The sequence below is a fragment of the Candidatus Gastranaerophilales bacterium genome (genome assembly GCA_028696075.1).
Lineage (GTDB): Bacteria > Cyanobacteriota > Vampirovibrionia > Gastranaerophilales > JAILCC01 > JAQVHS01.
In genome coordinates this window covers 1-23,572 of record JAQVHS010000017.1, presented here as the reverse complement: position 1 = coordinate 23,572, position 23,572 = coordinate 1, and the positions used below count along the sequence as shown (strand labels likewise).

Annotated in this window: 22 protein-coding genes; 20 read left to right on the top strand and 2 right to left on the bottom strand. The window is 37.3% G+C overall.

Annotated elements, in window-relative coordinates; all coding sequences use genetic code 11:
• From PHX18_08880 to PHX18_08870, 3 genes are all read left to right on the top strand, one after another.
• A partial coding sequence (locus PHX18_08880) for a sodium/proton-translocating pyrophosphatase (GenBank protein ID MDD3594723.1) occupies positions 1-470 on the top strand: 470 nt, incomplete at its 5' end.
• Between the two features lie 93 nt (positions 471-563).
• Positions 564-3,167 carry a tetratricopeptide repeat protein gene (locus PHX18_08875; GenBank protein MDD3594722.1) on the top strand — a complete coding sequence of 868 codons (2,604 nt, stop codon included), beginning with the start codon at positions 564-566 and terminating at the stop codon, positions 3,165-3,167.
• Between the two features lie 105 nt (positions 3,168-3,272).
• The gene (locus PHX18_08870) at positions 3,273-4,556 is read left to right on the top strand and encodes a nucleoside transporter C-terminal domain-containing protein (protein MDD3594721.1); all 1,284 of its coding nucleotides are present in this window, start codon (positions 3,273-3,275) and stop codon (positions 4,554-4,556) included.
• An 11-nt stretch (positions 4,557-4,567) separates the two neighbouring features.
• Here the strand turns inward: PHX18_08870 and PHX18_08865 are convergent, their stop codons facing one another.
• A complete protein-coding gene (locus PHX18_08865) occupies positions 4,568-5,326 on the bottom strand; it encodes a hypothetical protein (protein MDD3594720.1) in 759 nt (252 codons plus the stop codon).
• 308 nt (positions 5,327-5,634) lie between these two features.
• Here PHX18_08865 and tmk (PHX18_08860) point away from each other — a divergent pair, with 308 nt between their 5' ends.
• The 12 genes from tmk (PHX18_08860) (at position 5,635) to rfbA (ending at position 18,525) form a co-directional block, all read left to right on the top strand.
• The gene (tmk, locus tag PHX18_08860; protein MDD3594719.1) at positions 5,635-6,318 is read left to right on the top strand and encodes a dTMP kinase; all 684 of its coding nucleotides are present in this window, start codon (positions 5,635-5,637) and stop codon (positions 6,316-6,318) included.
• On the top strand, positions 6,302-6,976 hold the full coding sequence (tmk, locus tag PHX18_08855; GenBank protein MDD3594718.1) for a dTMP kinase: 675 nt from the start codon (positions 6,302-6,304) through the stop codon (positions 6,974-6,976). The genes tmk (PHX18_08860) and tmk (PHX18_08855) overlap by 17 nt, the downstream gene beginning before the upstream one ends.
• A gap of 9 nt (positions 6,977-6,985) precedes the next feature.
• The gene (locus tag PHX18_08850; protein ID MDD3594717.1) at positions 6,986-7,741 is read left to right on the top strand and encodes a tetratricopeptide repeat protein; all 756 of its coding nucleotides are present in this window, start codon (positions 6,986-6,988) and stop codon (positions 7,739-7,741) included.
• Between the two features lie 43 nt (positions 7,742-7,784).
• Positions 7,785-8,114 (top strand): hypothetical protein, encoded by a 330-nt coding sequence (locus PHX18_08845; GenBank protein MDD3594716.1) that lies wholly within the window; start codon positions 7,785-7,787, stop codon positions 8,112-8,114.
• Positions 8,115-8,118: 4 nt separating this feature from the next.
• Positions 8,119-9,474, top strand: a complete 1,356-nt coding sequence (locus PHX18_08840) for a UDP-N-acetylmuramoyl-tripeptide--D-alanyl-D-alanine ligase (protein MDD3594715.1) — start codon at positions 8,119-8,121, stop codon at positions 9,472-9,474.
• Complete coding sequence (mraY, locus tag PHX18_08835) at positions 9,471-10,436, top strand: phospho-N-acetylmuramoyl-pentapeptide-transferase (GenBank protein MDD3594714.1); 966 nt, start codon at positions 9,471-9,473, stop codon at positions 10,434-10,436. The genes PHX18_08840 and mraY overlap by 4 nt, the downstream gene beginning before the upstream one ends.
• A gap of 3 nt (positions 10,437-10,439) precedes the next feature.
• Positions 10,440-11,786 (top strand): UDP-N-acetylmuramoyl-L-alanine--D-glutamate ligase, encoded by a 1,347-nt coding sequence (gene murD, locus PHX18_08830; GenBank protein ID MDD3594713.1) that lies wholly within the window; start codon positions 10,440-10,442, stop codon positions 11,784-11,786.
• Positions 11,770-12,915, top strand: coding sequence for a putative lipid II flippase FtsW (gene ftsW, locus PHX18_08825; GenBank protein MDD3594712.1), 1,146 nt, complete (start codon positions 11,770-11,772; stop codon positions 12,913-12,915). The genes murD and ftsW overlap by 17 nt, the downstream gene beginning before the upstream one ends.
• A complete protein-coding gene (gene murG, locus PHX18_08820) occupies positions 12,908-14,038 on the top strand; it encodes an undecaprenyldiphospho-muramoylpentapeptide beta-N-acetylglucosaminyltransferase (GenBank protein ID MDD3594711.1) in 1,131 nt (376 codons plus the stop codon). The genes ftsW and murG overlap by 8 nt, the downstream gene beginning before the upstream one ends.
• A gap of 12 nt (positions 14,039-14,050) precedes the next feature.
• Entirely contained in the window at positions 14,051-15,355 is a 1,305-nt protein-coding gene (gene aepX / locus PHX18_08815; GenBank protein ID MDD3594710.1) for a phosphoenolpyruvate mutase, read from the top strand.
• Positions 15,355-17,580 carry a phosphonopyruvate decarboxylase gene (aepY, locus tag PHX18_08810; GenBank protein ID MDD3594709.1) on the top strand — a complete coding sequence of 742 codons (2,226 nt, stop codon included), beginning with the start codon at positions 15,355-15,357 and terminating at the stop codon, positions 17,578-17,580. The genes aepX and aepY overlap by 1 nt, the downstream gene beginning before the upstream one ends.
• Positions 17,581-17,661: 81 nt before the next feature.
• Positions 17,662-18,525, top strand: coding sequence for a glucose-1-phosphate thymidylyltransferase RfbA (gene rfbA, locus PHX18_08805; protein MDD3594708.1), 864 nt, complete (start codon positions 17,662-17,664; stop codon positions 18,523-18,525).
• 2 nt (positions 18,526-18,527) lie between these two features.
• Here rfbA and PHX18_08800 read toward each other — a convergent pair whose 3' ends face one another.
• On the bottom strand, positions 18,528-19,328 hold the full coding sequence (locus PHX18_08800; protein ID MDD3594707.1) for a VWA domain-containing protein: 801 nt from the start codon (positions 19,326-19,328) through the stop codon (positions 18,528-18,530).
• Between the two features lie 92 nt (positions 19,329-19,420).
• On the opposite strand from PHX18_08800, the gene bioD reads away from it, so the two are divergent.
• The 5 genes from bioD to PHX18_08775 all read left to right on the top strand — a co-directional run.
• Positions 19,421-20,137, top strand: a complete 717-nt coding sequence (bioD, locus tag PHX18_08795; GenBank protein ID MDD3594706.1) for a dethiobiotin synthase — start codon at positions 19,421-19,423, stop codon at positions 20,135-20,137.
• Positions 20,138-20,150: 13 nt separating this feature from the next.
• The gene (locus tag PHX18_08790) at positions 20,151-21,113 is read left to right on the top strand and encodes an alcohol dehydrogenase catalytic domain-containing protein (GenBank protein ID MDD3594705.1); all 963 of its coding nucleotides are present in this window, start codon (positions 20,151-20,153) and stop codon (positions 21,111-21,113) included.
• Positions 21,113-22,045 (top strand): 16S rRNA (cytosine(1402)-N(4))-methyltransferase RsmH, encoded by a 933-nt coding sequence (gene rsmH, locus PHX18_08785; GenBank protein MDD3594704.1) that lies wholly within the window; start codon positions 21,113-21,115, stop codon positions 22,043-22,045. The genes PHX18_08790 and rsmH overlap by 1 nt, the downstream gene beginning before the upstream one ends.
• An 18-nt stretch (positions 22,046-22,063) precedes the next feature.
• Positions 22,064-22,498 (top strand): hypothetical protein, encoded by a 435-nt coding sequence (locus tag PHX18_08780; protein MDD3594703.1) that lies wholly within the window; start codon positions 22,064-22,066, stop codon positions 22,496-22,498.
• A gap of 3 nt (positions 22,499-22,501) precedes the next feature.
• Positions 22,502-23,572, top strand: a 1,071-nt coding sequence (locus PHX18_08775; protein MDD3594702.1) for a penicillin-binding transpeptidase domain-containing protein, incomplete at its 3' end; no start/stop codon positions are given.

Here is a 23,572-nt window from a genome sequence, read left to right as displayed (position 1 = left end):
CGCAAAAAGGTATGTTTAATATATTTATAGCGTTGTTCCTGTTTGCATTGGAATTCGCGTTTTTATCAGCTCCGACACCGGTGTCAAACAACGCAGTATCATTCTTCGTCAGCTACTTGATTGCTATTGCGGTATTTGGCTTGTTCCAGGCTGTATTTATGGCAAATGCCGGCGGGTGCTGGGATAATGCGAAGAAAATCGTAGAAGTTGAATTGAATGAAAAAGGTACCGCACTCCATGACGCTACCGTTATTGGGGATACTGTGGGTGACCCGTTCAAAGATACTTCTTCTGTTGCTATGAATCCTATTATTAAGTTCACAACTTTATTCGGATTATTAGCTATGGAAATATCTATTTCAGAATCATTCAGGGCGATGGCTCCTTATTGCGGAGTTGTCCTGTTATTGATTGCACTTTATTTTGTTTACAGGTCATTCTACTGTATGAGAATCCCTGTGAAAGGATAATTTACAGTTTAAAAGAGCCGTTAGTTAACTGACGGCTCTTTTTTTTGTTATCTTTTTTTCAAAAAAATGCTATAATTCTTTTAGAGGCGTGTAATGCAAACAAAAAAATTATCTTTATTCAAATATTTCGATAAAACACCGCAGCAGCTTGAACTGCTTTTAGACACTGAAACCATTGATATTCAAAGGGCAGAGGTTTGTTGTGTTTTGGGTTATTTTGAATATTTTAAAAGTAATTTTATAAAAGCTGCAGAATACTACAATATTGCGCATAAAATATATATTGAACACAATGATGATATTAAAATTGCCTGTTGTTTGGCGCATTTAGCTCTTTTTAACTATTACAGCGATAATACCCGTTTAATAAGAACACATACTCTTCTAAATGATGCTTTGTATATTGTTCAGGGATACGACAGCCCTGAGGCTGATGATGTTAAAGCGCTGATTCTGCTGTATAACGGCATGATTGATTATAACGAAAAGAATTTTTCCCAAGCGTTGAATTATTATAAAAAAGCCTTAACTATGACTGTAGCGGACAGCCTTGTGTATGCAAGGGTATTAGACAATCTTGGTATATTTTATTTAAGATCTTCAAATTTTCATATAGCAATTAAATATCTCGAAGATGCTATTGAGGTTAAGCAAAAATATAATTTGGACTTGGAAATTGCGACGACAAGGCTTTTAATCGGCCGTTACTATATCTCTATAGAAAATTATGAAAAAGCGTTAGTTGAGTTGAAGTCTTCCATACAAATAGTAAAAGTTTATGACGATAACCTAACCTATTTGCGTATTATAGATGAAATAACAAAGATTAATATTACCATAGGCGATTTAGAGGCAGCGGACAACTATCTTCATCAGGCATTAGAGAAATGTGCGAACTGCAAAGATAAACCCGTATGCGGGTATTTGAATGCAACAATGGTTTCTTTGCTTATTAAAAAAGGGAAAATAGACGAAGCTATTTCTCATCTAAAGAATGAAGTGATACCTGTATTTGACAGAGGGTCGTCAATCAGAGGGCATGCTCTTGTAAAACAGTTAAAAGCTGATATATTCGTGATTACGGGAAGATATGAAGAGGCGCTTGCAAATTTGCATGAAGCGCTTGAAATGTACCGTAATATAAAACTTTACTTTGAAGAAGCAAAATGCTACTTTGAACTTGCAAAGGTTTATAAGAAGATTAACAATCCTCAAATGGTTGTTGCAAGTCTGCTTGAAGCATTAAATATTACCTCCGAGAACGAATTTCCTATTTTGAATAAAAAGATTGAAGACTTTTTATACGAAATAGACGCTCAGGAATGGGCTAATATCGTTAATAAAACTGCCCGCAAAGAGAAAGTTTTTTCAGAAAGCAAGGCGCTTTTAGATACGCTGGATTTGCTGGAAATTTTAAATGACCAGTCTAAACAGACTAAAGACCCGCTTTTGGCGCTTCTGCGTTTAGGACGGTCTATATCTGCACAAACAAATATAGACAGGCTTATAGAAGTAATAGCTCAGGAAACAAAGCTGGCGCTTAATGCGGACAGATGTACCGTGTTTTTGTATGATAAAGAAAATAACCAGCTTTGGTCAAAAGTTGCACTCGGAATGGACTCCAAAGAGATAAGATTTCCCGCAAATGCAGGTTTGGCGGGGCATGTTATTTCAACAGGCGAAACTGTAAATATCCAGGATGCTTATAATGATGAGCGTTTTAATAAGGATATTGACAAACAAACAGGTTATAAAACCCAAAACATTCTTTGTATGCCGATAAGAAATCTTGACCACAAGATTATAGGTGTGTTCCAGATTTTAAATAAACAAGGCGGCAAGTATTTTACCAATGAAGATGAGGACCTGCTTGTTGCAATCGGTTCTAATGCAAGTATTGCCCTTGAGAATGCCAATCTGTTTACAAAACAGCAGCAAATGATTCTGGAGCAGCAAAAAACATTTACCAGCTTCATAAACACCCTTGCAACCTCTTTGGATGCCCGTGACAGAATCACGGCAGGTCATTCAATTCGCGTTACCCAATATACCTCTATCATCGCTAAAGAAATGAAACTTGATGATGATAAAATTGATACGCTTGAAAAAGCCGCGTTACTGCACGATATAGGTAAAATAGGGGTTCAGGATAACGTTCTATTTAAAGAAGGTAGGCTGACCGATGATGAATACAGGCATATTCAAAAACATGCCGAAATCACCTCTGATATTTTGCGCCAAATGTATTTTACCGAAGCATTAAAAGATGTACCTGAAATTGCATCTTCACACCATGAGAGATATGATGGTAAAGGTTATTTCAGAGGCAGAAGCGGTGAAAAAATCCATTTAGGCGGCAGGATTTTGGCGGTGGGAGATGTATTTGATGCAATTACATCAAAACGTCATTATCGTGACAGAATGGATTTTGTAAATGTTTTAAATATTCTTCAGGAAGGTTCAGGCTCTCATTTTGACCCTAAAGTTATAGATACCTTTTTTAATATTACAACCGATAAGATTTTATCAGTTTTAATATCTGCTTACGAAAAAGAACTTGATATCAATATGGCAGCTTATTTTGCCCAATATAAAATAAATGATTTGTACAAATACTTGAAAAAATTCCCCGAAGACAGGAATGAAGAAGAAATTAAGCTCATTGGTTTGTTTAATAAATATTACGTAAATGATTAAAGTGCTGTCTTAAAAGATTTTTCAGCTGCTTCAAATATATTAACTAATTGTGTTTTATTAATGTTTTTTCTATTATATTTCTATAGCTTTTTGAGGTGAGTAAAGTTGGAAAGATTTTTTGGGATTTTCGGTATATTGGCTATTTTGTTTATAGCTTATTTATTGTCGAATAATAAAAGCCGTATAAATTGGTATACAATATTTTCGGGACTTGCCCTGCAATTAGCGCTGGCATTATTTATTTTAAAAACCACAATAGGTCAGAAAATATTCCATGCAATAGGAGTAGGAATAGACAGACTGCTGGTTTTTTCCGATGCCGGCGGGGATTTTGTTTTTGGCGCTCTTACAAAAATGAATTTGCTGCACCATGAAGTTTTTGGCGATTACGGTGCATACCTTTTTGCACTTAAGCTGATTCCCACAATTATCTTTATAGCAATTCTTGTGAATATAGCCTACCATCTGGGTCTTATGCAAAGGATAGTATCTTTTATAGCCAAAATCGTTTATAAAATAATGAGAGTCAGCGGCAGCGAAGCTTTGTCCAATGTTTCGAGCGCTTTTGTAGGTCAGGTTGAAGCCCAGCTTATGATTAAACCTTACGTACCTACAATGACCAATTCAGAGCTTTTAGCTTCAATGACAGGTTCTATGGCATGCATTGCAGGCGGAGTGATGGCTGTTTATATAGGGATGGGGGTTCCTGCGGAATATCTTTTAACCGCCAGTATTATGGCGGCTCCCGGAGCGCTTGTTATTTCAAAACTTGTTTATCCTGAAACCAAAAAATCGGAAACAAGAGGTTCTATTGAACTTGATGTTAAACAGAATTACGTGAATTTACTTGATGCTATTGCGCAAGGCGCATCAGAAGGTATGAAAATATCCATTAACGTAATAGCAATGCTTATTGGCTTTATAGCTTTGATTGCCATGATTAATGCTATTTTAGGAAAATTCGGTTTGTTTGTTTTTCATTATACAGGTATTGAGCATATACTAGGAATGGATATGCAGGCATTTAGTTTGAAAAGTATTTTAGGTACTGTGTTTTCAATATTTGCGTTTCTTATGGGAGTTCCGTTTGCTGAGGCTTCTCAGGTCGGCGGGCTTATGGGGACCAAACTGGTTATAAATGAATTTGTCGCTTATACCGATTTATTGCCTATGATTAAGGCAGGACAATTAAGTCCTCGTTCTATAGTAATAGCAACTTTTGCATTATGCGGATTTGCAAATTTTGGTTCAATTGCAATACAAGTAGGCGGAATAGGTGAAATAGCCCCCAACCGCAAAGAAGACCTCGCCAGACTCGGGCTTAAAGCCTTGATTTGCGGGACTTTGGCATCCTATATGTCCGCCACTATTGCGGGAATAATATTTTAAATTTTAAAAAACTAAGCTTCGCCTGCAATGAGAGTAGCAGCGGCAGGGTTTGCATATTTTTTGAGTAATGCCGGAATATTTTCCACGTCAGTATCAAGTGCATCCTTTGCAAAATCCACGCCTTTATAGATACCCAAAGCAGCGCCGGCTGTTTTTAAAAGACCGTTTTGAACGAAAGCTCTGCGAACGGCAGTTGTAACAGGAGCTCTTCCTTTGACTGTACTTGCTTTTGCAAGTTCCTTTACTTTATCAACATTTACGCCGTTTTTAAACCATTTTTCAGTTAATTCTGCCAGCTTTCTTTTGGCCAGCGGAATATAATCGCTTATAAATTCTCTTTTCCTTTTAACAGGTATGCTGAAAATCTTTTTCTTTAAACCTACACCTAAATCATAAATTTTATCAAAACCTTTATTTATAGCGCCTGATGCATCAAAGCCCATCTTTTGCGGTACTTTTGCAACAAAACCTATAACTTTTTTAGTTACGGGATTAGCAAAGAATAATTTGCCGGTAAAGAAACCCAATGCACCTAAACCTAGGACTGTAGCTATTTTCACAGGCACTCCTACAATGCCCCTGAGCTTTTCGTTAGATAACACGGTATCGGCTATTTCTTTAAATCCTTCTTGTGCTTTGCCGATAAATTCAACGCTGTCGGGGTCTTCCATACAAGCTAAAATCTTGTCTATAGAAACAGAATTGGCTGCTTCTTTCGATGAGATATCGGACTTTGCATTTCTTGCAAAAGATATAGCATTTATACTCATAGTAATCTCTTATAAGTCTAGTCTGATTATATTAATTAGAAAAAATTTTTTATTTGCTAGTTTTCTGTCATTATATTACAAATTTTTTACATTGTACATAAAGTTAAAATTTATTTATACAAGTATAATGCAAAGTCTTATGGCATTGAGTATCACAAGGTAAAACTTGCTCAACGCAAGCATTTTTGCTTGTTCACATCCGGCATGTCGACCTCGTACAAATTAAAAAAAACAAATTTTTCTGACTTGTACCGCGGTCTTCTTTTATGATAGAATCTTTCTTGGTACGGTATTAATCAAGGATCAACATGCGTTTAGAAAAATCGCACAATTTACCCGGTACTTTAATATGCGTAGAAGGTATCGACGGTTCGGGAAAATCTACCCAGCTTTCTGTTCTTAACGATTGGCTGAGTGTAATGTTTCAAGATGTTATTTTTACTGAATGGAATTCTTCACGTTTGATTTCTCAAACCACCAAGCTCGCCAAGAAAAAATCCCAGCTCAGCCCCAGAACCTTCAGCCTGTTGCATGCCGTTGATTTTGCCGACAGATTGGAACAGGTTATTATACCGGCGCTTAAGGCAGGCTTTATCGTACTTGCAGACAGGTATGTTTATACCGCTTTTGCAAGAGATGCAGCAAGAGGCGTTGACTCAAGCTGGGTTCGCAGCATGTACGGTTTTGCTATTCAGCCTGATTTGGCTATGTATTTTAACGTGCCTGTAGAGGTTTCATTGCAGAGGATTTGCTCTAATCGGCAGCCAAAGTTCTATGAAGCAGGCATGGATTTAAAGTTGAGCAATGACCCTTATGAGAGTTACAGGATTTTTCAAGGACGTGTAATATCAGAATATGACAAAATGGTTGATGAATATAATTTGGTGAATATTGATGCAACGCAGTCTATTCACTCCCAGCAGTTAAAATTCAGGGAAATAGTGAAGAAAATACTTTCAAATAAAGGAATAAAAATTGGGCAAACTAAGTAAGACAAAGCATGGCTATGACGGACTTTTGATAGTCATTGAAGGTACGGACGGTTCAGGAAAATCGACCCAGATTGAGCTGTTGAAAAAATACCTTGAATGTGAGGCTTACGGCGTAGTTATCAGCGAATGGAAATCTTCTGAACTTATTGCAAGCGTCATCGATGATGCCAAAGAACGTAATTTGTTTAACGCTAATACTTTTAGCCTGATGTATGCTTCGGATTTCGCATTCAGGCTTGAAAATCAGGTTTTACCCGCACTGCAGGCAGGGTTTGCTGTTTTAATGGACAGATATACTTATACAGCTTATGCAAGGGATGTGGTAAGAGGAGTTAAACCAAGCTGGGTAAGAAAACTCTATAATTATGCCCCTGCTCCCGATATGACGTTTTATATAGATATTCCGGTTAAGCCTTTGTTAAAAAGAATTATCGCTTCAAAGGGTTTCGATTATTATGAATCGGGAAGAGATATAGGTTTAAGTACGGATTTTTATGAATCTTTTAAAATCTATCAGGCTAAGATTTTAGAAGAATATGGAAAAATGGTTGATGAATATAACTTCATAAGGGTTGACGGGAATAAGCCGATTGAAGAAAACCATGAATTTATCAAAGAAAAAGTTGCAGAACTGTTAAAAACCAACGTTTTAAAATAACGGAGAGATATGGATAAAAATACGCAAAAAGCCCTTGAGTTTTATAATAAAAAAAATTACGAAGAGGCAATAACTTATTTTCAAAAAGCATTAGAATTCACTGAAATCGGTGATTTTTGGACTTTTAATAATATAGCAACATCCTACTACAGTTTGGGACAATATGAGCATGCTATAGAATTTTATTTAAAGGCGCTTGAGCTTAATTCAAAAGCCGCTGATGTTTACTTGAATTTGGCTAATGCTTACAAAGCCGAAGGCCTTATAGGTGATGCTATAGGAACTTTGCAAACTGCTGTTGCAGCTAACCCTTCATCAATGAATTTGCACCATGGGCTTGCGATGTTGTTTTTTGAAGATTGTCAGTATGATTTGGCATTGAGCGAACTTGAAATAGTCTTAGACAATGACCCTGTGAATATTGACGCTAACTATGATATAGCAAGAGTTTATTATGAAATGGGACTTTATGACAGTGCTATTGCCCATTATATAAAGGTTTTAGACAATATAGACAATAGCGCCGATATTCATTATAACATTGCACTGTCTTATGAGGCTAATAATGATATAGACAAGGCTATTTATCACCTTTTTAACGTCATTTCCATAAATGAGGCATATTATCCTGCATATAAAAAACTCGGGGTGATGTTCCTTGCAAAAGGCGAAAAAGAAGAAGCAAAAGAATATCTGGAAAAATACATTTCCTTTGATTTGCCTGACGATGAAAAGGAAAATATTAAGAAAATTCTTAAAAAATAAATTATATGCTATTATAAAGTTAAAGTTTATTTGAGGGATTTTTATGAGCGAATTTAGGCGTTGGTACGATAATGACCCGGTCTTAAAAGAAGCGTTGGAGCTTTTATCCATTTCAGCGGAAGAAGTCAAAGACGAATCAGCAAGTTTTTTGATGAATCTGCAAGACCAGGTAGCAAAAGACGTTATTGAAAGGCTTTATGAACAAATTCAGGATTATCAGGTTAGCGGTAACCGCTGGTATGACAAAGACCCTGTTATGCTTAAAGCCATAGAATTATTAAGAGTAGCTCCTGCAAGTGTACAACGTCAGGCTGCAAAAAAATTACTCAAAGCTTTGTCTAAAGATACACAGGAAGAAGCTGAAGAGTTATAACACCATGGTAAGTCCTTATTTTGCGCTTAAAGATTTGATAAACTGTACTAACGGCAAATTGTACGGCAGCGCAGATAAACTGGGGAATTTTTCTGTTTCTACAGATACACGTACCTTAAGTAAAAATGATATTTATATCGCATTGAAAGGTGAAAAATTTGATGGGCATGATTTTGTAGTTAAAGCATTTGAGTGCGGCTGCCAAGGCGCTGTCATTTCTAAAAATAATGTTGATAATTTTAAAGATTTATTGGCGGAGGGACGATTTTTTATAGCGGTGGATGACACTTCGAAAGCTTATTTGAAAATAGCAAACTTTTATCGCAAACAACAAAATGTAAAAATAATAGCTATAACAGGTTCCTCAGGCAAAACTACTACCAAAGAAATGGTTTATGCTGTATTGAACTCCCAATTTAATACTCAAAAATCAATTAAAAACCACAATAATGAAATAGGTTTATGCCAAACATTACTTTCTATAGAACCTGAAACCCAATATTGTGTTATTGAAATGGGCATGAGAGCGCAAGGCGAAGTAGACCTTTTATCCAAATATGCGCAACCTGATGTTGCCGTTATTACCAATGTCGGACCTGCTCATATAGGTATTTTAGGCTCACTTGAAAATATTGCAAAAGCAAAGTGCGAGATAGTTAACTACTTGCAACAAGACGGGGTTTTATTTGCTCTTGATGACGAGTTGATAAAAAATAACGTTAAAACAGAGGCTAAAAAAGAGTTTTACAGCCTTGATGATGTAAATATAATATCAAGAACGTCAGGGGGAAGTATTTTTAACTACAAAGACGCATTATATAGGATAAATGAATTTGCCGAGTTTAATATTCTGAATGCTCTTGTCGCCATCAAAATAGGGCAATATGTCGGTATGAAACATGATGAAATTCAATCAGGATTGTTAAGCTTCAGGAATGTTGAATTCAGAAATGAGGTAACCATCTTGGATTGCGGTGCAACAGTGATATCTGATTGTTATAATGCTAACCCGTTTTCTGTTGAGGCTTCTATCAAATCTGTTTCCGAAATTTATAAAGACAAAAATATTATAGTTGTGTTTGGTGATATGCTTGAGTTAGGGGAATTTGAAAAAGATTACCACAGAAAAACAGGTGAAATAATAAACAATTCAAATGTAAACTATTTCACAACTGTAGGAGAGCTTGCTAAAATAGCAGCAGAGCAAGTTGAAAATAAAAAAACAAAAAGCTTTAGTTCAACAGAGGAAGCAGTATCATTTTTGAAAACAATCATCGATAAAAATTCTCTGGTTTTGCTAAAAGCTTCACGGGGAATGAGATTTGAAGAAATATTGAAGGGATTGAAGGATTTAAAATGACACTTGTATTTGTATCAGGATTAATAGCACTGCTTTTGACAATGATAGCAGGTGTGCCGTATCTTGATTTTTTGAAGAAAAAAACGCTTGGGCAGTACATTAGAGAAGAGGTACCCGAAAGACATAACCAAAAAGCAGGCACCCCGACCATGGGCGGTATTATCATAGTAGTATCCGCCATAGTAGCGTCAGTTGTATCGCTTTTTATGGCGGAGGCTATTTCAGCCATAGGGATAATGTCTTTAATAACCATAGCTTTGTACTGTTTTACAGGTTATCAGGACGATATTAAAAAGATTACAAAAAAACATAACGAGGGTTTATCCGTAAGGGGTAAATTGATGCTGCAAATAGCTGTAGCTATTTTGCCGGCTTTTTATATGGTTTATGTAAATAACACCGCAATTAACTTTTTTAATTTATACCAGCTGGATTTAGGCTGGTTCTACCCGCTTTTTGCTATTTTGATAGTAATAGGCTCTTCTAATGCAGTAAATTTGACAGACGGGCTTGACGGTCTGGCTGCCGGAAATTCTTTTATTGCCTTTACAACTCTGGCAGTTCTTGCCTTTATAAACGGATATACAAGCTTATCCATTATATCGGCGGCTATTGCGGGTGCTTGTTTGGGATTTTTGTACTTTAACAAATATCCCGCAAAAATATTTATGGGCGATACGGGAAGTTTGGCATTAGGCGGCGCCTTGGGCGCACTTGCCATTTTAAGCAAAAACGAATTTTGGCTTTTATTCATAGGTATAATTTTTATCATAGAAACTTTGTCTGTAATAATTCAGGTTATAAGCTTTAAAACCACAGGCAAGAGGGTTTTCAAAATGTCGCCTATCCATCACCATTTTGAACTTTGCGGCTGGAGTGAATTGAAGATAGTTTATACATTTTGGGCTGTTACCCTTGTTTTTTGTGTTTTGGCTGTAGTAATAAGATTGTTGATGGTGTAGGTCATGCAGCTTGCGGGTAAGAATATAACGGTCTTGGGTTTATCAATCAGCGGCATAGCCGTGGCAAAATATGCCGCACGAAATGGCGCTTATGTAGTTATCACGGAGAAGAGAAGTTTTGCGCCTCGGGATGAAGCACTATTAACGGAGCTTAACGCTCTGAAAATTAAAGTAGAGATGGGCTTTCACTCTGATGAAGTGATTAAAAACGCGGATATTATAGTTACAAGTCCCGGTATCCCGCCTCATAGCGATGTTTTTACTTCGGTCGAAAAGTATAATAAAGAGGTAATAAGCGAGATTGATTTTGCATACCTGAACAAACCTGAAAAATCCGAATTCATAACAATAACGGGTACTAACGGTAAAACAACCACTACAAAACTTTTAAGCGAAATACTCACAAATGCGGGCTTCAAGGCGCCTTTTTGCGGAAACATAGGTATTCCGCCGACGAGTTTGCTGGATGAAGATGTCGATTTTTTTGTTACGGAAATAAGCTCTTACCAGATTAATTATACGAAGTATTTAAAGCCTTATGTTTCTGCTTTTCTTAACTATACAAGCGACCATGTAACCTGGCATGGCAGTGAAGAAGAATATTTAAGGGTAAAAGCTTCTCATTTTATCGGTGAAAATACACCGGAATATGCGGTGTTGAATTTTCAGGATAAGAACGTCCGTGAAATAGCAGATAAAACAACCGCTAAGGTTTTTGCGTTTGATGATGAATTTCAGCAAGAGTGCGTTTTTGAAAGAAACAGTAAAATATTTTATAAAAAAGACCAAAATATAGAAAAAATTTGCGATTTAACAAAAGCAAGGCTATTCGGCAGGCATAATTACCAGAATATAGCCTGCGCTGTCAGTGTGGCAAAGATTTTGGGGGTGGATAACAATATAATTCAAAAAACCATAGAGGAGTTTGCCGCACCGGAACACCGAATTGAATTTGTCAGAGAAATTGGCGGTATTAAATACTATAACGATTCAAAAGCTACTAACTGCGATTCCACAATTTGCGCTTTAAAAGCGTTTAAAGATAAGGTTGTACTGATAGCAGGCGGCAGAGATAAAATGACCGATTTGGGCGAATTTTGCGAAACTGTTGTACAAAAAGTTTCTGACGTTATTTTAATAGGCGAAGCAGCAGAGCGATTTGAGCAGAATTTGAGAAGCTTTGGTTTTAAAAATATCTTAAGCGCTGATTCTTTGGAAGAGGCTGTTGATATTGCAGGGAAATTAAACCATGGGGATGTTTTATTATCCCCTGCCTGCGCAAGCTTTGATATGTTTAACAATTTTGAAGAAAGGGGAAAGGCTTTTAAAAATTATGTCTTACAAAAGTAACCCGTCTAAACGTACAAAACCGCCAAGAACAAGATATAAAATTTATCCTGTCGATGCGAATTTGCTTATTATCGTTATAATTTTATCGATATTCGGGACGGTTGCCGTTTTTTCTGCGGGCGCGCCTGAAGGGGCTGATTATTACCAAAATCCGCTTTATTATCCGATTAAACACCTTATTTTTGGGGTCATAGGTTTTATTTTTATGGCTATAGCGGCTCTTATCGACTATAAAAAGTGGAAGAAATGGGCGATACCTATTTCTGTTGTTATTATACTTTTAATAGTTGCTACGCTTATTCCGGGGCTTGGCAAGACTACTTACGGTTCTTCAAGATGGCTTACTTTTTTGCCTGTACAACCGTCTGAATTCGGCAAATTTGCCTGTGTTATTTTGGCGGCAAGCGCTCTTTCTCAGGTGAAGTCATTGTTTGATGAAAAGATGCTCGTTAACTTCGGGCTGATTGTTTTTATGATGGGCGTAATATTTATACAGCCGAACCTGAGTATCTTTTTGCTTCTTGCGGGAACATGCGTTGCCATGGCATTAGCGGCAGGCATGAGCTATAGAATGTTGTTGCTTTTCGGGGCTTGTTCGTTGCCGGTGCTGCTTATGAAAATCAAAGGTACGACTTATCAAATGAACAGAATACAAGGCTGGCTTGACCCGTTTTCTGACCCTCAAGGGATAGGTTATAACCTTATTCAAAGCTGGTATGCCATATCATCAGGCGGACTTTTAGGAGTCGGGTTAGGTAATTCAAAACAGAAACTTTACTGGCTGCCTTTTGGGCATACAGATTTTATTTTTGCTGTTATAGCCGAAGAATTGGGCTTTTTGGGAAGTGTTTGTCTGATAATTCTTTTTGTTCTGTTTATAAAACGGGGATTTAAAATTTCAGCCCGATGTGAGGATAAATTCGGCAAACTTTTAGGATTTGGTATAACATTTATAATAGGTGCTCAGGCATTTATCAATATGTGTGTTGCAACAGGAGTATTCCCTGTAACAGGTGTAACTTTGCCGTTGATAAGCTATGGCGGCTCGTCTTTTATGATTACTACGTTTATGATAGGGATACTTTTAAATATTTCACGAAAACGAACGGAAAGAGTTGAACATGAGTAAAACATCAGATAAACAAAAAAAAGGCTTAAAAATTGTTTTGGCAGGCGGCGGCACGGGCGGGCATATTTATACGGCTGTAGCTGTCGGCAGAGAACTGCTGGAAGACCCGGAAGTTAAGAAGATTTATTATGTAGGCAACCCTACTAATCTGGAAAAGACGGTTGTTGACGATGAAAATTTTATTTTTCTTCCTATTACAATATCAGGCATGCCCAGAAAAATAGGGTTAGGGCTTTTTAAGTGGATGTTTCAACTGTTTTTTGCGGTAATGGATTGTTTAAAATATTTTAAACGTATAAAACCCGACTGTATTTTGGGTACAGGCGGTTATGTCAGCGGACCTGCTCTTATAGCGGGTAAAATGTTGAAAATCCCGTATATGCTTCACGATAGTGATGCCTGTCCGGGTATTGTTACAAGAAAAATGGCAAACGGCGCTAAAGTAGTCAGTATAGCATTTGAACAGGCAAAAGATTATCTTAAAGGCGCTAATGTTAAATTTAACGGCAACCCTGTAAGGAGTACTTTTAGCGCACTTGACAGAAAGGAATGCCGGGAAGAGTTAGCTTTAGCTCAGGATAAATTCACGGTGCTTGTAATGGGCGGTTCACAGGGCGCACAATCTATAAACAAGGCGATTTGTGAGTGTTTGGATGAGCTTATTATTGATTATAATATGCAGTTTATCCACCAGACAGGGTTTAAAAATTACGAGGTTTATATGGATTCTTTAAGTAGTGAACTTAGAAATAATCCTGCTTATATAGTGAAACCTTATTTTGAAAATATGGCAGTGCCTTTGGGTGCAGCGGATTTAGTAGTCGCAAGGGCAGGTTCTTTGTCCATAAGTGAGTTTAATATATGCGCTCTTCCGAGTATTCTTATTCCTTATCCATATGCGGCTAATGACCACCAGCGATTTAATGCCAAAGCTATGGAAGAAACAGGCGCAAGCATTATGCTTGATGATAAACTATGCGACAGGGATAATTTAAAAGAAATTATTGTGGATTTGTACGTAAATCGTGATAAATTGTTATTAATGAAGGAAAAAAATATCGAAATTGCAAAAGACCATGCGACAAAGACTATAGCTAAGCAGCTAAAAGATATGGCAATTTAACCGGAGGTAATTATGAAGAAAATTTATATTGGAATGAGCGCTGATTTATTGCACCCCGGACATCTAAACATTATTGAAAAAGCCAGAGAGCTTGGCGGTGAAATTATTATAGGTCTTTTAACAGACAGAGCCATAGCAAGCTATAAAAGGCTGCCGTTTATGACTTATGAGCAGCGCAAAGTTGTTGTTGAAAATGTAAAAGGCGTTTCAAAAGTTGTTCCGCAAAAAACCTTGGATTATACTCACAACCTTGAAATGATAAGGCCTGACTACGTAGTCCATGGCGACGATTGGAGAACCGGAGTTCAGGTAAAAGCAAGACAGAAGGTTATTGATACGCTTGCACAATGGGGCGGTGAGCTTGTAGAAGTTTCTTATACGGAAGGTATATCCTCAACAAACTTAAATCAGGTTTTAAAAGAAATAGGCACTACTCCGGATGTACGCTGCAAAAGACTAAGGCGATTATTGGAAAGCAAAGATATAGTAAGAATTTGCGAGGCACATAATGGTTTGAGCGGTTTAATTGTCGAAAATACCTGCGTAATGTGTAACAACAAAAGGGAAGAGTTTGACGGTATTTGGATATCTTCTTTAACGCAGTCAGCTGCAAAAGCAAGACCTGACATAGGCTATCTTGATACAACAACAAGACTTAACGTTATTAATGATATTTTAGAAGTTACAACAAAGCCTATAATTTATGACGGTGATAACGGCGGACCGAAAGAACATTTGGTATTTACCGTGAAATCCCTTGAGAGGCTTGGTGTATCGGCTATTATTATAGAAGACAAAATAGGTCTGAAGAAAAATTCATTGTTCGGTACCGAAGTATCGCAAGAGCAAGATTCTATAGAAGATTTTGCCTTTAAAATTAGGGCGGGTAAGGATGCGCAGGTATCTGAAGATTTTATGGTTATAGCTCGTATTGAGAGCCTTATTTTGGGGAAAGGGCTTGATGATGCGCTGACAAGAGCAAAAGCCTACCTGGAAGCAGGTGCGGACGGTATTATGATTCACTCTTGCAGTAAGTGTTTTGATGAGATAAAAGCTTTTGCACGGGAATATAACAAATTTGAAAACCGCAAACCGCTTGTTGTGGTTCCTTCTTCCTACGCCGATGTTACGGAAAGAGAACTCATTGATAACGGCATAAATGTTGTTATTTATGCAAACCATCTTTTGCGCTCTGCCTATCCAGCAATGGTAAAAACAGCCCAGTCGATACTAGCCAAACAAAGCTGCTCAGAAGCGTCTTCCTGTTATTGTATGAATATAAAAGAAATTATAACCCTTATAAACGGAGCTGAGTAATGCAGGTTAAAGATTTTTTTGACTGTTTGGTTAAAAATAAAATCGAATTTTTTTGCGGCGTGCCTGATAGTTTGCTTAAGCCTTTTTGTGCTTATATTCAGGATAATGTAACCGCTGAAAAAAATATAATAACCGCAAACGAAGGAAATGCCATAGCCCTTGCCTCGGGTCATTATTTAGCAAGCGGCAATCCCGCACTTGTTTATATGCAAAACTCGGGACTGGGAAATTGCGTTAACCCCCTGCTTTCTCTTACTGATGATGAAGTTTATAACATCCCTGTTTTAATGCTCATAGGCTGGAGAGGGGAGCCCGGGAAAAAAGATGAGCCGCAGCATATCAAGCAGGGTAAAGTTACCGCCGGTTTGCTTGAAACAATGGGGATTAAATATGAAATATTACCAGTTGATTTCAATAAAGCACAAAAAAGCGTATCAAATGCCGTGAATTATATGGCAGAAACCTTAAAGCCTTATGCTTTTATTGTGCAAAACGGAACTTTCGAAGAATACACTCTTGTAAATAAGGTAAAAAACGAGTTTGAAATGACAAGAGAAGAGGCTGTTTCGTATATAACAGCTCATCTAAAGGATGACGATGTTGTAGTCTCTACCACAGGGCAAATTTCAAGAGAGCTTTATGAATATCGTGAAGCTCAAGGGCAGGGACATAAAAAGGATTTTCTAACCGTAGGTTCAATGGGGCATTCTTCTTCAATAGCGTTAGGTATTGCCCTTGAAAAGCCTGAAAAGAGGATTTTTTGCTTTGACGGCGACGGCGCCGCTTTAATGCACTTAGGCGCGGTACCTGTTATCGGTTCTCTTGGAGTTAAGAACTTTAAACACATTATTTTTAACAACGAGGCTCACGTTTCGGTTGGTGCGCAGCCGACTTGTGCGAGAAAAGTTGATATCCCCGAACTTTTTTCATCCTGCGGGTATAAAAATTTTTACAGCGTAAAAACAAAGAAAGAACTTGAGCAGGTATTGTCTTTATTTTTGAAGGTAGAAGGACCTGCTGTTTTAGAAGTCAAAGTTAATACTAAAGCCCGAAAGGATTTAGGCAGACCGAAAGAAAAACCTTGCGAAAACAAAGAACTTTTTATGTCTTTTTTAAGCGAGAATAAAACTTTTTTGGGGCGAAATTCCCTTGAAAATTTACCATCTTTGCTTGAAGCAAATAGCGCCAAAAGGGTTCTTGTTTTTACGGGTAAAAAATCCTTTGAACCTTTTAGGAAAGAGTTTGATAACTTTTTAAAAAATATAGAAACTGTTTATTATAATGATTTTTCGCTCAATCCTAAGGCAACCGAAGTTGATGCTGCTGTTTCAAAAACGGGTGATAAATTTGATATGATAATAGCTGTCGGCGGCGGCAGCGTGATAGATTTTGCAAAACTGTATAAATTCGCAGTAGATAACAAAGTTTCTGTTCTTAAGTATTTTGACGAACCTTTTGACAATATTATAAATAAGACTAAACTTGTTGCGATACCTACTACCGCGGGAACAGGCTCTGAAGCTACAAAATTTGCCGTACTTTACATAGACGGAGTGAAATATTCTCTCGAGAATAATGCAATATTGCCTGATTATGCTATAGTTGACAGCAGATTTTTAAAAGATACCCCGCGGTATGTAAAGGCAACGTGTGCTTTGGATGCGTATTGTCAGGCTATAGAATCTTTTTGGTCCGTTAACTCTACACAAACAAGCCTTGAATATGCAACAGAGGCAATACTTTTGGCAAGAGATTATATAGAAAAGTTTGTGAATACGGATGATGATGAAGCTATGGGAAAAATGGCACTTGCTTCAAACCTTGCGGGCAAAGCGATTAATATTTCAAAAACTACAGCCGCCCATGCTATTTCTTATACTTTGACATCTAAGTACGATATCCCTCACGGGCATGCGGTTGCTTTGTCTATTGCTAAACTTTGCTGTTTTAATGCTGATATTAACGTTGAGAATGTTCAGGATAAAAGAGGGGCTGAATTTGTAAAATCACAACTAAAAAGCCTTTATGAACTGATTGGTACTGATAAACCATGTGAATATTTTAAAAATTTATTTGAAAATATCGGTATAGAATACGACTTGACAAAACTGGGTGCGGTAGATACGTGTTATGTCGTTAATTCTGTAGATAAAGCAAGATTGTCTAATAACCCTAAAAAGCTCTCTGAAAAAGAACTTATGGCTATATTTGATATTGACCGCTAGTTTGGGTGCTATGTAAACCTCCTTGACTATTAATGAGCGTTCCTCAATAATTAGTATAGTTATCCGAATATTGGGGAAAATATGAAAGGTATAATTTTAGCAGGGGGCGCAGGCACAAGGCTTTATCCGGCATCCATTCCGATTTCCAAGATATTATTGCCCGTTTATGACAAACCGATGGTGTATTATCCGCTATCAACGCTTATGCAGGCAGGTATTAAAGATATATTGATAATCTCAAACCCTGATGATGTTTTGAATTTTGAACGCTTGCTGGGTAACGGTTCTCAGCTTGGTATTAATATTCAGTATGAAATTCAACCGCACCCTAAAGGCATAGCGGAAGCCTTCATTATTGCCGAAAAATTTATCGGCGAAGATAGTGTAGCTTTGATACTTGGTGATAATATTTTCCATGGTCAGAACTTTGAAGAACAGCTTAAATCTGCTGTGAAAAACAATCAGGGAGCAACGGTTTTTGGCTATACAGTCAAAAATCCGGGGCAGTTCGGTGTTGTAGAGTTTGATAAAAATATGAACGTTGTATCCATAGAGGAAAAACCCCAAAATCCAAAATCACATTACGCTGTAGTAGGTTTGTATTTCTATAACAATGAGGTTGTAAAGATAGCCAAGTCGCTGAACCCTTCTGCAAGAGGCGAGCTTGAAATTACCGACCTGAACAATGTTTATCTCAAAAATCATAACCTTAAAATAGAAATCCTGGGCAGGGGCTTTGCATGGCTTGATACAGGAACTCATGACACCCTTTTGCAGGCAAGTAACTTTATTCAATCGATGGAACTTACCAAAGGTGAAAAAATCGGCTGCCTTGAAGAAACGGCTATTTCTGAGGGGTTTATTACAAAAGCAGAACTCTTGAAGAGAATTAATCCAAACTATAAAAACGAATATTTGGATTATATTAAAAATCTTCCCGAATAATATTAAAACATTATTTGTCCCTGGACTTCTTTTTGCACGTTTAATGTTTTGCCGAGGCTGTTGTATAATTCAGCAGCGGTATTGGCATTGTAGAAATTTGCTTTTGTAGTCAGGGCAACACATTGCAGCTGATTTATCGCGTTTTTGTTGTTTAGGTTAAAGCCTATAACGTCGATTTTTACGTCTTTATATTCCCTTACGAGAGTTAAAGCGTATTTGCAAGGGTCGCCGTCGCAGGTTTCTTCACCGTCTGATATTAATATTATTCGTTTTTTTGCATTTGGCGAAAAATCGTACAAAACAGCCTGTTTGATGGAATAAATAATAGGTGTGGAACCGACGGGTTTTAGTGCATTTACCACATTCCTTATTTGCTGTGTGTTATTTGGTCCGATAGGTACTGCTAATTCAGAAGCAGTGCAGCTGCCTATCCCCAAAAACGTTAATTTATGCCCGTAAATTCGCAATCCCAACCTTATATTTGAAGGAATTTGGTTAAGTACGTTGTTCAAAGCCCTTTTAGCTGCCTGTATTTTGGTTTCTGCTCCCAGTCTGTCTGCCATACTGAAAGAACAGTCTAAAATTATCAATATTTCTTCATAAGACGGCGCTGTGCTTTGATAACCGTATAAAACAGGAGAATGGGGGTACGGCGCTGTTGTTTTTTGGGGTTTGTATACATCCGCAAAGGCTGCGTTTATAAGTACAAAAAATAAAATCCCTAATAAGACTAATACACAAGCCCGTTTTTTAACAAAAATTTCTGACTTGTGCAGTGGTCTTGATATAATAAGTTTCTTCATGTCGCCACCTGCTCGTTTGTGTTTAGTATTCATTTTTATATTAATATTAAATAGTAAGAAAATTTTATGCAATATACACTTGAAGGTTCTAAATGAATATATTTGTAACGGGAACAGACACTGATGTGGGTAAGACTATAATTACGGCGGGTTTAGCCGGGGTTATGCAGAGTCTTGGCTATGAAATGGCTGTTTATAAACCCGTGCAAACAGGCTGCAGCATAGTGAAAAATAAATTTACGGCGCCTGACCTTGAAGTTGTTAAAAAAGTGGATTCCAATATCAAGACCAATTCCACCTATAACTTTAAACCTGCTGTATCGCCGTCTTTGGCGTGCGATTTGAATGGCAGTGAAATTAATTTGAATCTTATTTTAAAAGACTTTACCGATATGAAAGAGCAGGCTGATATCGTTATAACAGAGGGAGCAGGGGGGTTGATGTCCCCTGTTTATAAAAAAACTCTTATGGCAGATGTGGCTGCCTTTCTTAAATTGCCTGTGCTTATTGTAACAAAACCTTATCTGGGGGCTATTAATCATACTCTTCTGACAATTAAAGCCGCTCAAGGCTATGGGCTTGATATTCTGGGAGTGGTTATGAATTTGTACCCGCAGGGAACAAAAGATATGACTATAAAGACGTGTGCAAAATATATTAAAGAGATTTCAGACATAGAAATTCTCGGCGTTGTACCTAAACTTCCCGCTGAAAACGGAGCGGTTAATCCCGAAAGTTTAATCAGCGCTGTTTTAAAAAATGTTGATTTGACAAAGGTATTTCGTATGGAAATACCAAAATTACTGTAAAAAAGGAGGAAAAATGAGAGCATTAGTATTTGATAAGGAACTAAAACTTATTGATAATTATAAAAACCCTACACTAAAAAAAGGTGAAGCCTTAATAAAAATTTCCACTGCAGGAATTTGCAATACGGATGTTGAAATTACAAAAGGCTATATGGGTTTTTCGGGAATTTGCGGGCATGAGTTCGTCGGCAAAGTTATCGAAATAAACGATGAAGACAAAACTCTTTTAGGTAAAAGGGTAGTAGGCGAAATAAATTTAGGCTGCGAAAATTGCCCTGACTGTTTCAATAATATGCAGCGTCATTGTAAAAATCGTGAAACTTTAGGCATCTTTAAAAAAGACGGTTGTTTTTGTGAGTATCTTACAATGCCTTTAGCTAACCTTATTGAAGTGCCTGAAAATATTTCGGATGAAGAAGCAGTACTAACAGAGCCGATTGCAGCTGCGTTTGAAATTCTGGAACAGGTGCATATTGAACCTGCGGCGAAAGTTGCGGTATTAGGTGACGGAAAACTGGGGCTTTTGGTTTCGCTTGTGCTTTCAACTACAAATGCCGAAATCGTTACTATAGGAAAACATGCCAATAAACTGGAAATCATTGAAAAACAGGGTGTAAAAACCCAATTGCTTGAAAATACCACAGAATCAAAATGCTATGATATAGTTGTAGACGCTACAGGCTCTGTGAACGGGTTCGAAAAGGCAATTGAACTTGTTAAACCAAGAGGTATTTTGGTTTTAAAAAGCACGGTCGCTGCCGAGAAACCTTTGAATTTAGCGCCTGTAGTTATCGACGAAATAACTATTGTAGGCTCACGCTGCGGTCAATTCAGACCCGCTTTAAGACTGCTTGGGAAGAAAATATTTGACTTCAAATCTCTGATTAGCGCTACATACAGCTTTAGTCAGGCTGTTGAAGCTTTCAAATATGCCCAGGAAAAAGGTGTATTAAAAGTATTGTTGAAGTTTGAATAATGAACGAAGAATTTAAACACTATACAGTCATGAAAAAAGAAGCCGTTGACGGGCTGAATTGCCAAAACGGCTTGATTTATCTTGACTGTACATTGGGCGGTGGCGGACACAGCTTCGAAATAGCTTCTGCAATTCAGCCTGACGGTAAATTGATTGCTTTTGATGTTGATGAAGTTGCGATAAATATTGCATCAGAAAAACTCAAACCTTTCTCAAATGTTACAATTGTAAAGGATAGTTATTCAAATTTTGAAGAAACTTTAAGAAGATTAAATATATCTAAAATCACAGGCGGAGTTCTTTTGGATTTAGGCGCATCGTACTACCAGCTTACATCTCAGGCACGCGGCTTTAGCTTTTCAAAGGATGCCAAACTCGATATGAGGTTTGATTTGGACAGTGATTTCACGGCTTATGACTTGATTAATACTTATAGCGAACAGGAGCTTGCGGATGTATTTTATTACTATGGCGAAGAGCGCTTATCACGCCGACTGGCAAGGGTTATAGTCGAAAAAAGAACACAGAAAAAGATAGAAACAACCCTGGAGCTGGCTGACATTATAAAGCACGCCCTGCCTTATAAGAATTCCCGTGTACACCCTGCTACAAGAATATTTCAGGCTATTAGGATAGAGGTAAATTCTGAGCTTAAAAATGTAGAAAATACCTTGAAAAATGTAGTAACATTTTTGGAAAAAAATGCTAGAATAGTAGTTATCACATTTCATTCTTTGGAAGACAGGATTGTAAAGAGAATTTTTAGAGAATTATCCAGTGATTGCAATTGCAAAAAAGCAGATATGATTTGCAAATGCCCGCCAAAATCGCTTGAATTAATCAATAAAAAACCGCTCTGTGCAACCGATGAGGAGATTAGAGTTAACCCGCCTTCAAGAAGTGCAAAGTTGAGAGTTGCAAAGAAGGTCTAGGGAAAAATGGAGTAGAATATGCCTGCTTTAAAGTATGTACATCACGAATTTGATATAAAACACGAAGTTAAAAAAACTTCCGAGCGTATAAATGATGCTGCGTCGAAGGCTAATGACATAGCCCATAAAAAAGCTACCAGGCTGAATATGGTTTTGCTTAGCGGAATTAGTATCTCTGCTGTTGCGTTTTTATGCGTTTATTCACTTGTAAGTCTGAGCGAAAATCGTTTGGCAAATTTATATACACATATCAGCGAGTTGAACTACGAAAATATTGAACTTGAAAATAAACTTGAAAATATAAAATCTTTTTACTCCGTAGAAAATAAAGTTGCTGCAAATACTACTTTTGATAAGGCTAAAAAAGTTATTGAAGTTGAAATGCGAGATGTAAAGGAGAAAGAAAGAGTTACCTTCAAAAACTCTTCCTTTAACTCTGCAATAGGGTTCTAATAAATGAGAATTTTTAAAATTAAGCCCAAAAGATTTAATAAAACGGTATGGATTTTGCAGGCATGTTTTATAATGCTTGCATTAGTTTTGGTGCTTAAGCTTATAGAGCTTCAACTGGTTGACCCGAGACAGCTTAAAGAAAAAGCAATTCATATGAGAACGAGCAAGGCTTTTGTCTTCAGGGGCGAAATAGTTGACAGAAACGGTTTGAAGCTGGCTACAGACGGCTCTGTTTATGATGTATATGCGCATCCTCAATATTTTGACAAAGAAACAACCCCTGCAGATATTGCAAGACTTATAGCTCCTGTGTTGAAGCTTGATAAAAAAAAACTGACAGAAAAACTTTCCCAGAATTATTCCACAATTACAATAATGAGAGGGATAGACAGGGATAAGATGCTTGAGCTTCGCAAACTCAAAATAGGCGGTCTTGATATAGCAAAAAGAAATATAAGGGTTTATCCTCAAGGTCTTTTAGCTTCTCACATTTTGGGGTATGTAAACCCCGATGCAAAAATATCAGCAGGTGTGGAGCATACGGGGTCCAGATTAGTTGAAAAAGTAAAATCACGTTTTTTGCAGAAGGACGGGCATGGCAGGGTTATATTTGATTTTGGCACTAACCCCGAGGAAATTTCCAAACCAATAAAAGGTGAAAAGCTGGTTCTTACGATAGATTCAGCCATTCAGCACGTAGCGGAGAAGGAACTTGCTAAAATGATTGACGCTACAGATGCGGAAAGAGGAACGGTAATAGTTATGAACCCAAGGAGCGGCGAAATCCTTGCAATGGCGGTTTTGCCTTCTTATGACCCTAACGAATACAATAAATATGATTACTCTGTAGTAAAAAACTGGGTGCTTTCTGATGTTTACCCTCCCGGTTCAACCTTTAAAATTATTACGGTTGCATCTGCTTTAAATACCGGTAAAATGAGCAAGTATGATACTGTCTATGACAGCGGTACGATTAAGATTGAAGGCTGGCCTATTGAAAATTATGATTATAAAAAATTCCCCTGCCCGGGCGATATAGATTTGCCTTATTTACTGGAACACAGTTCCAATGTG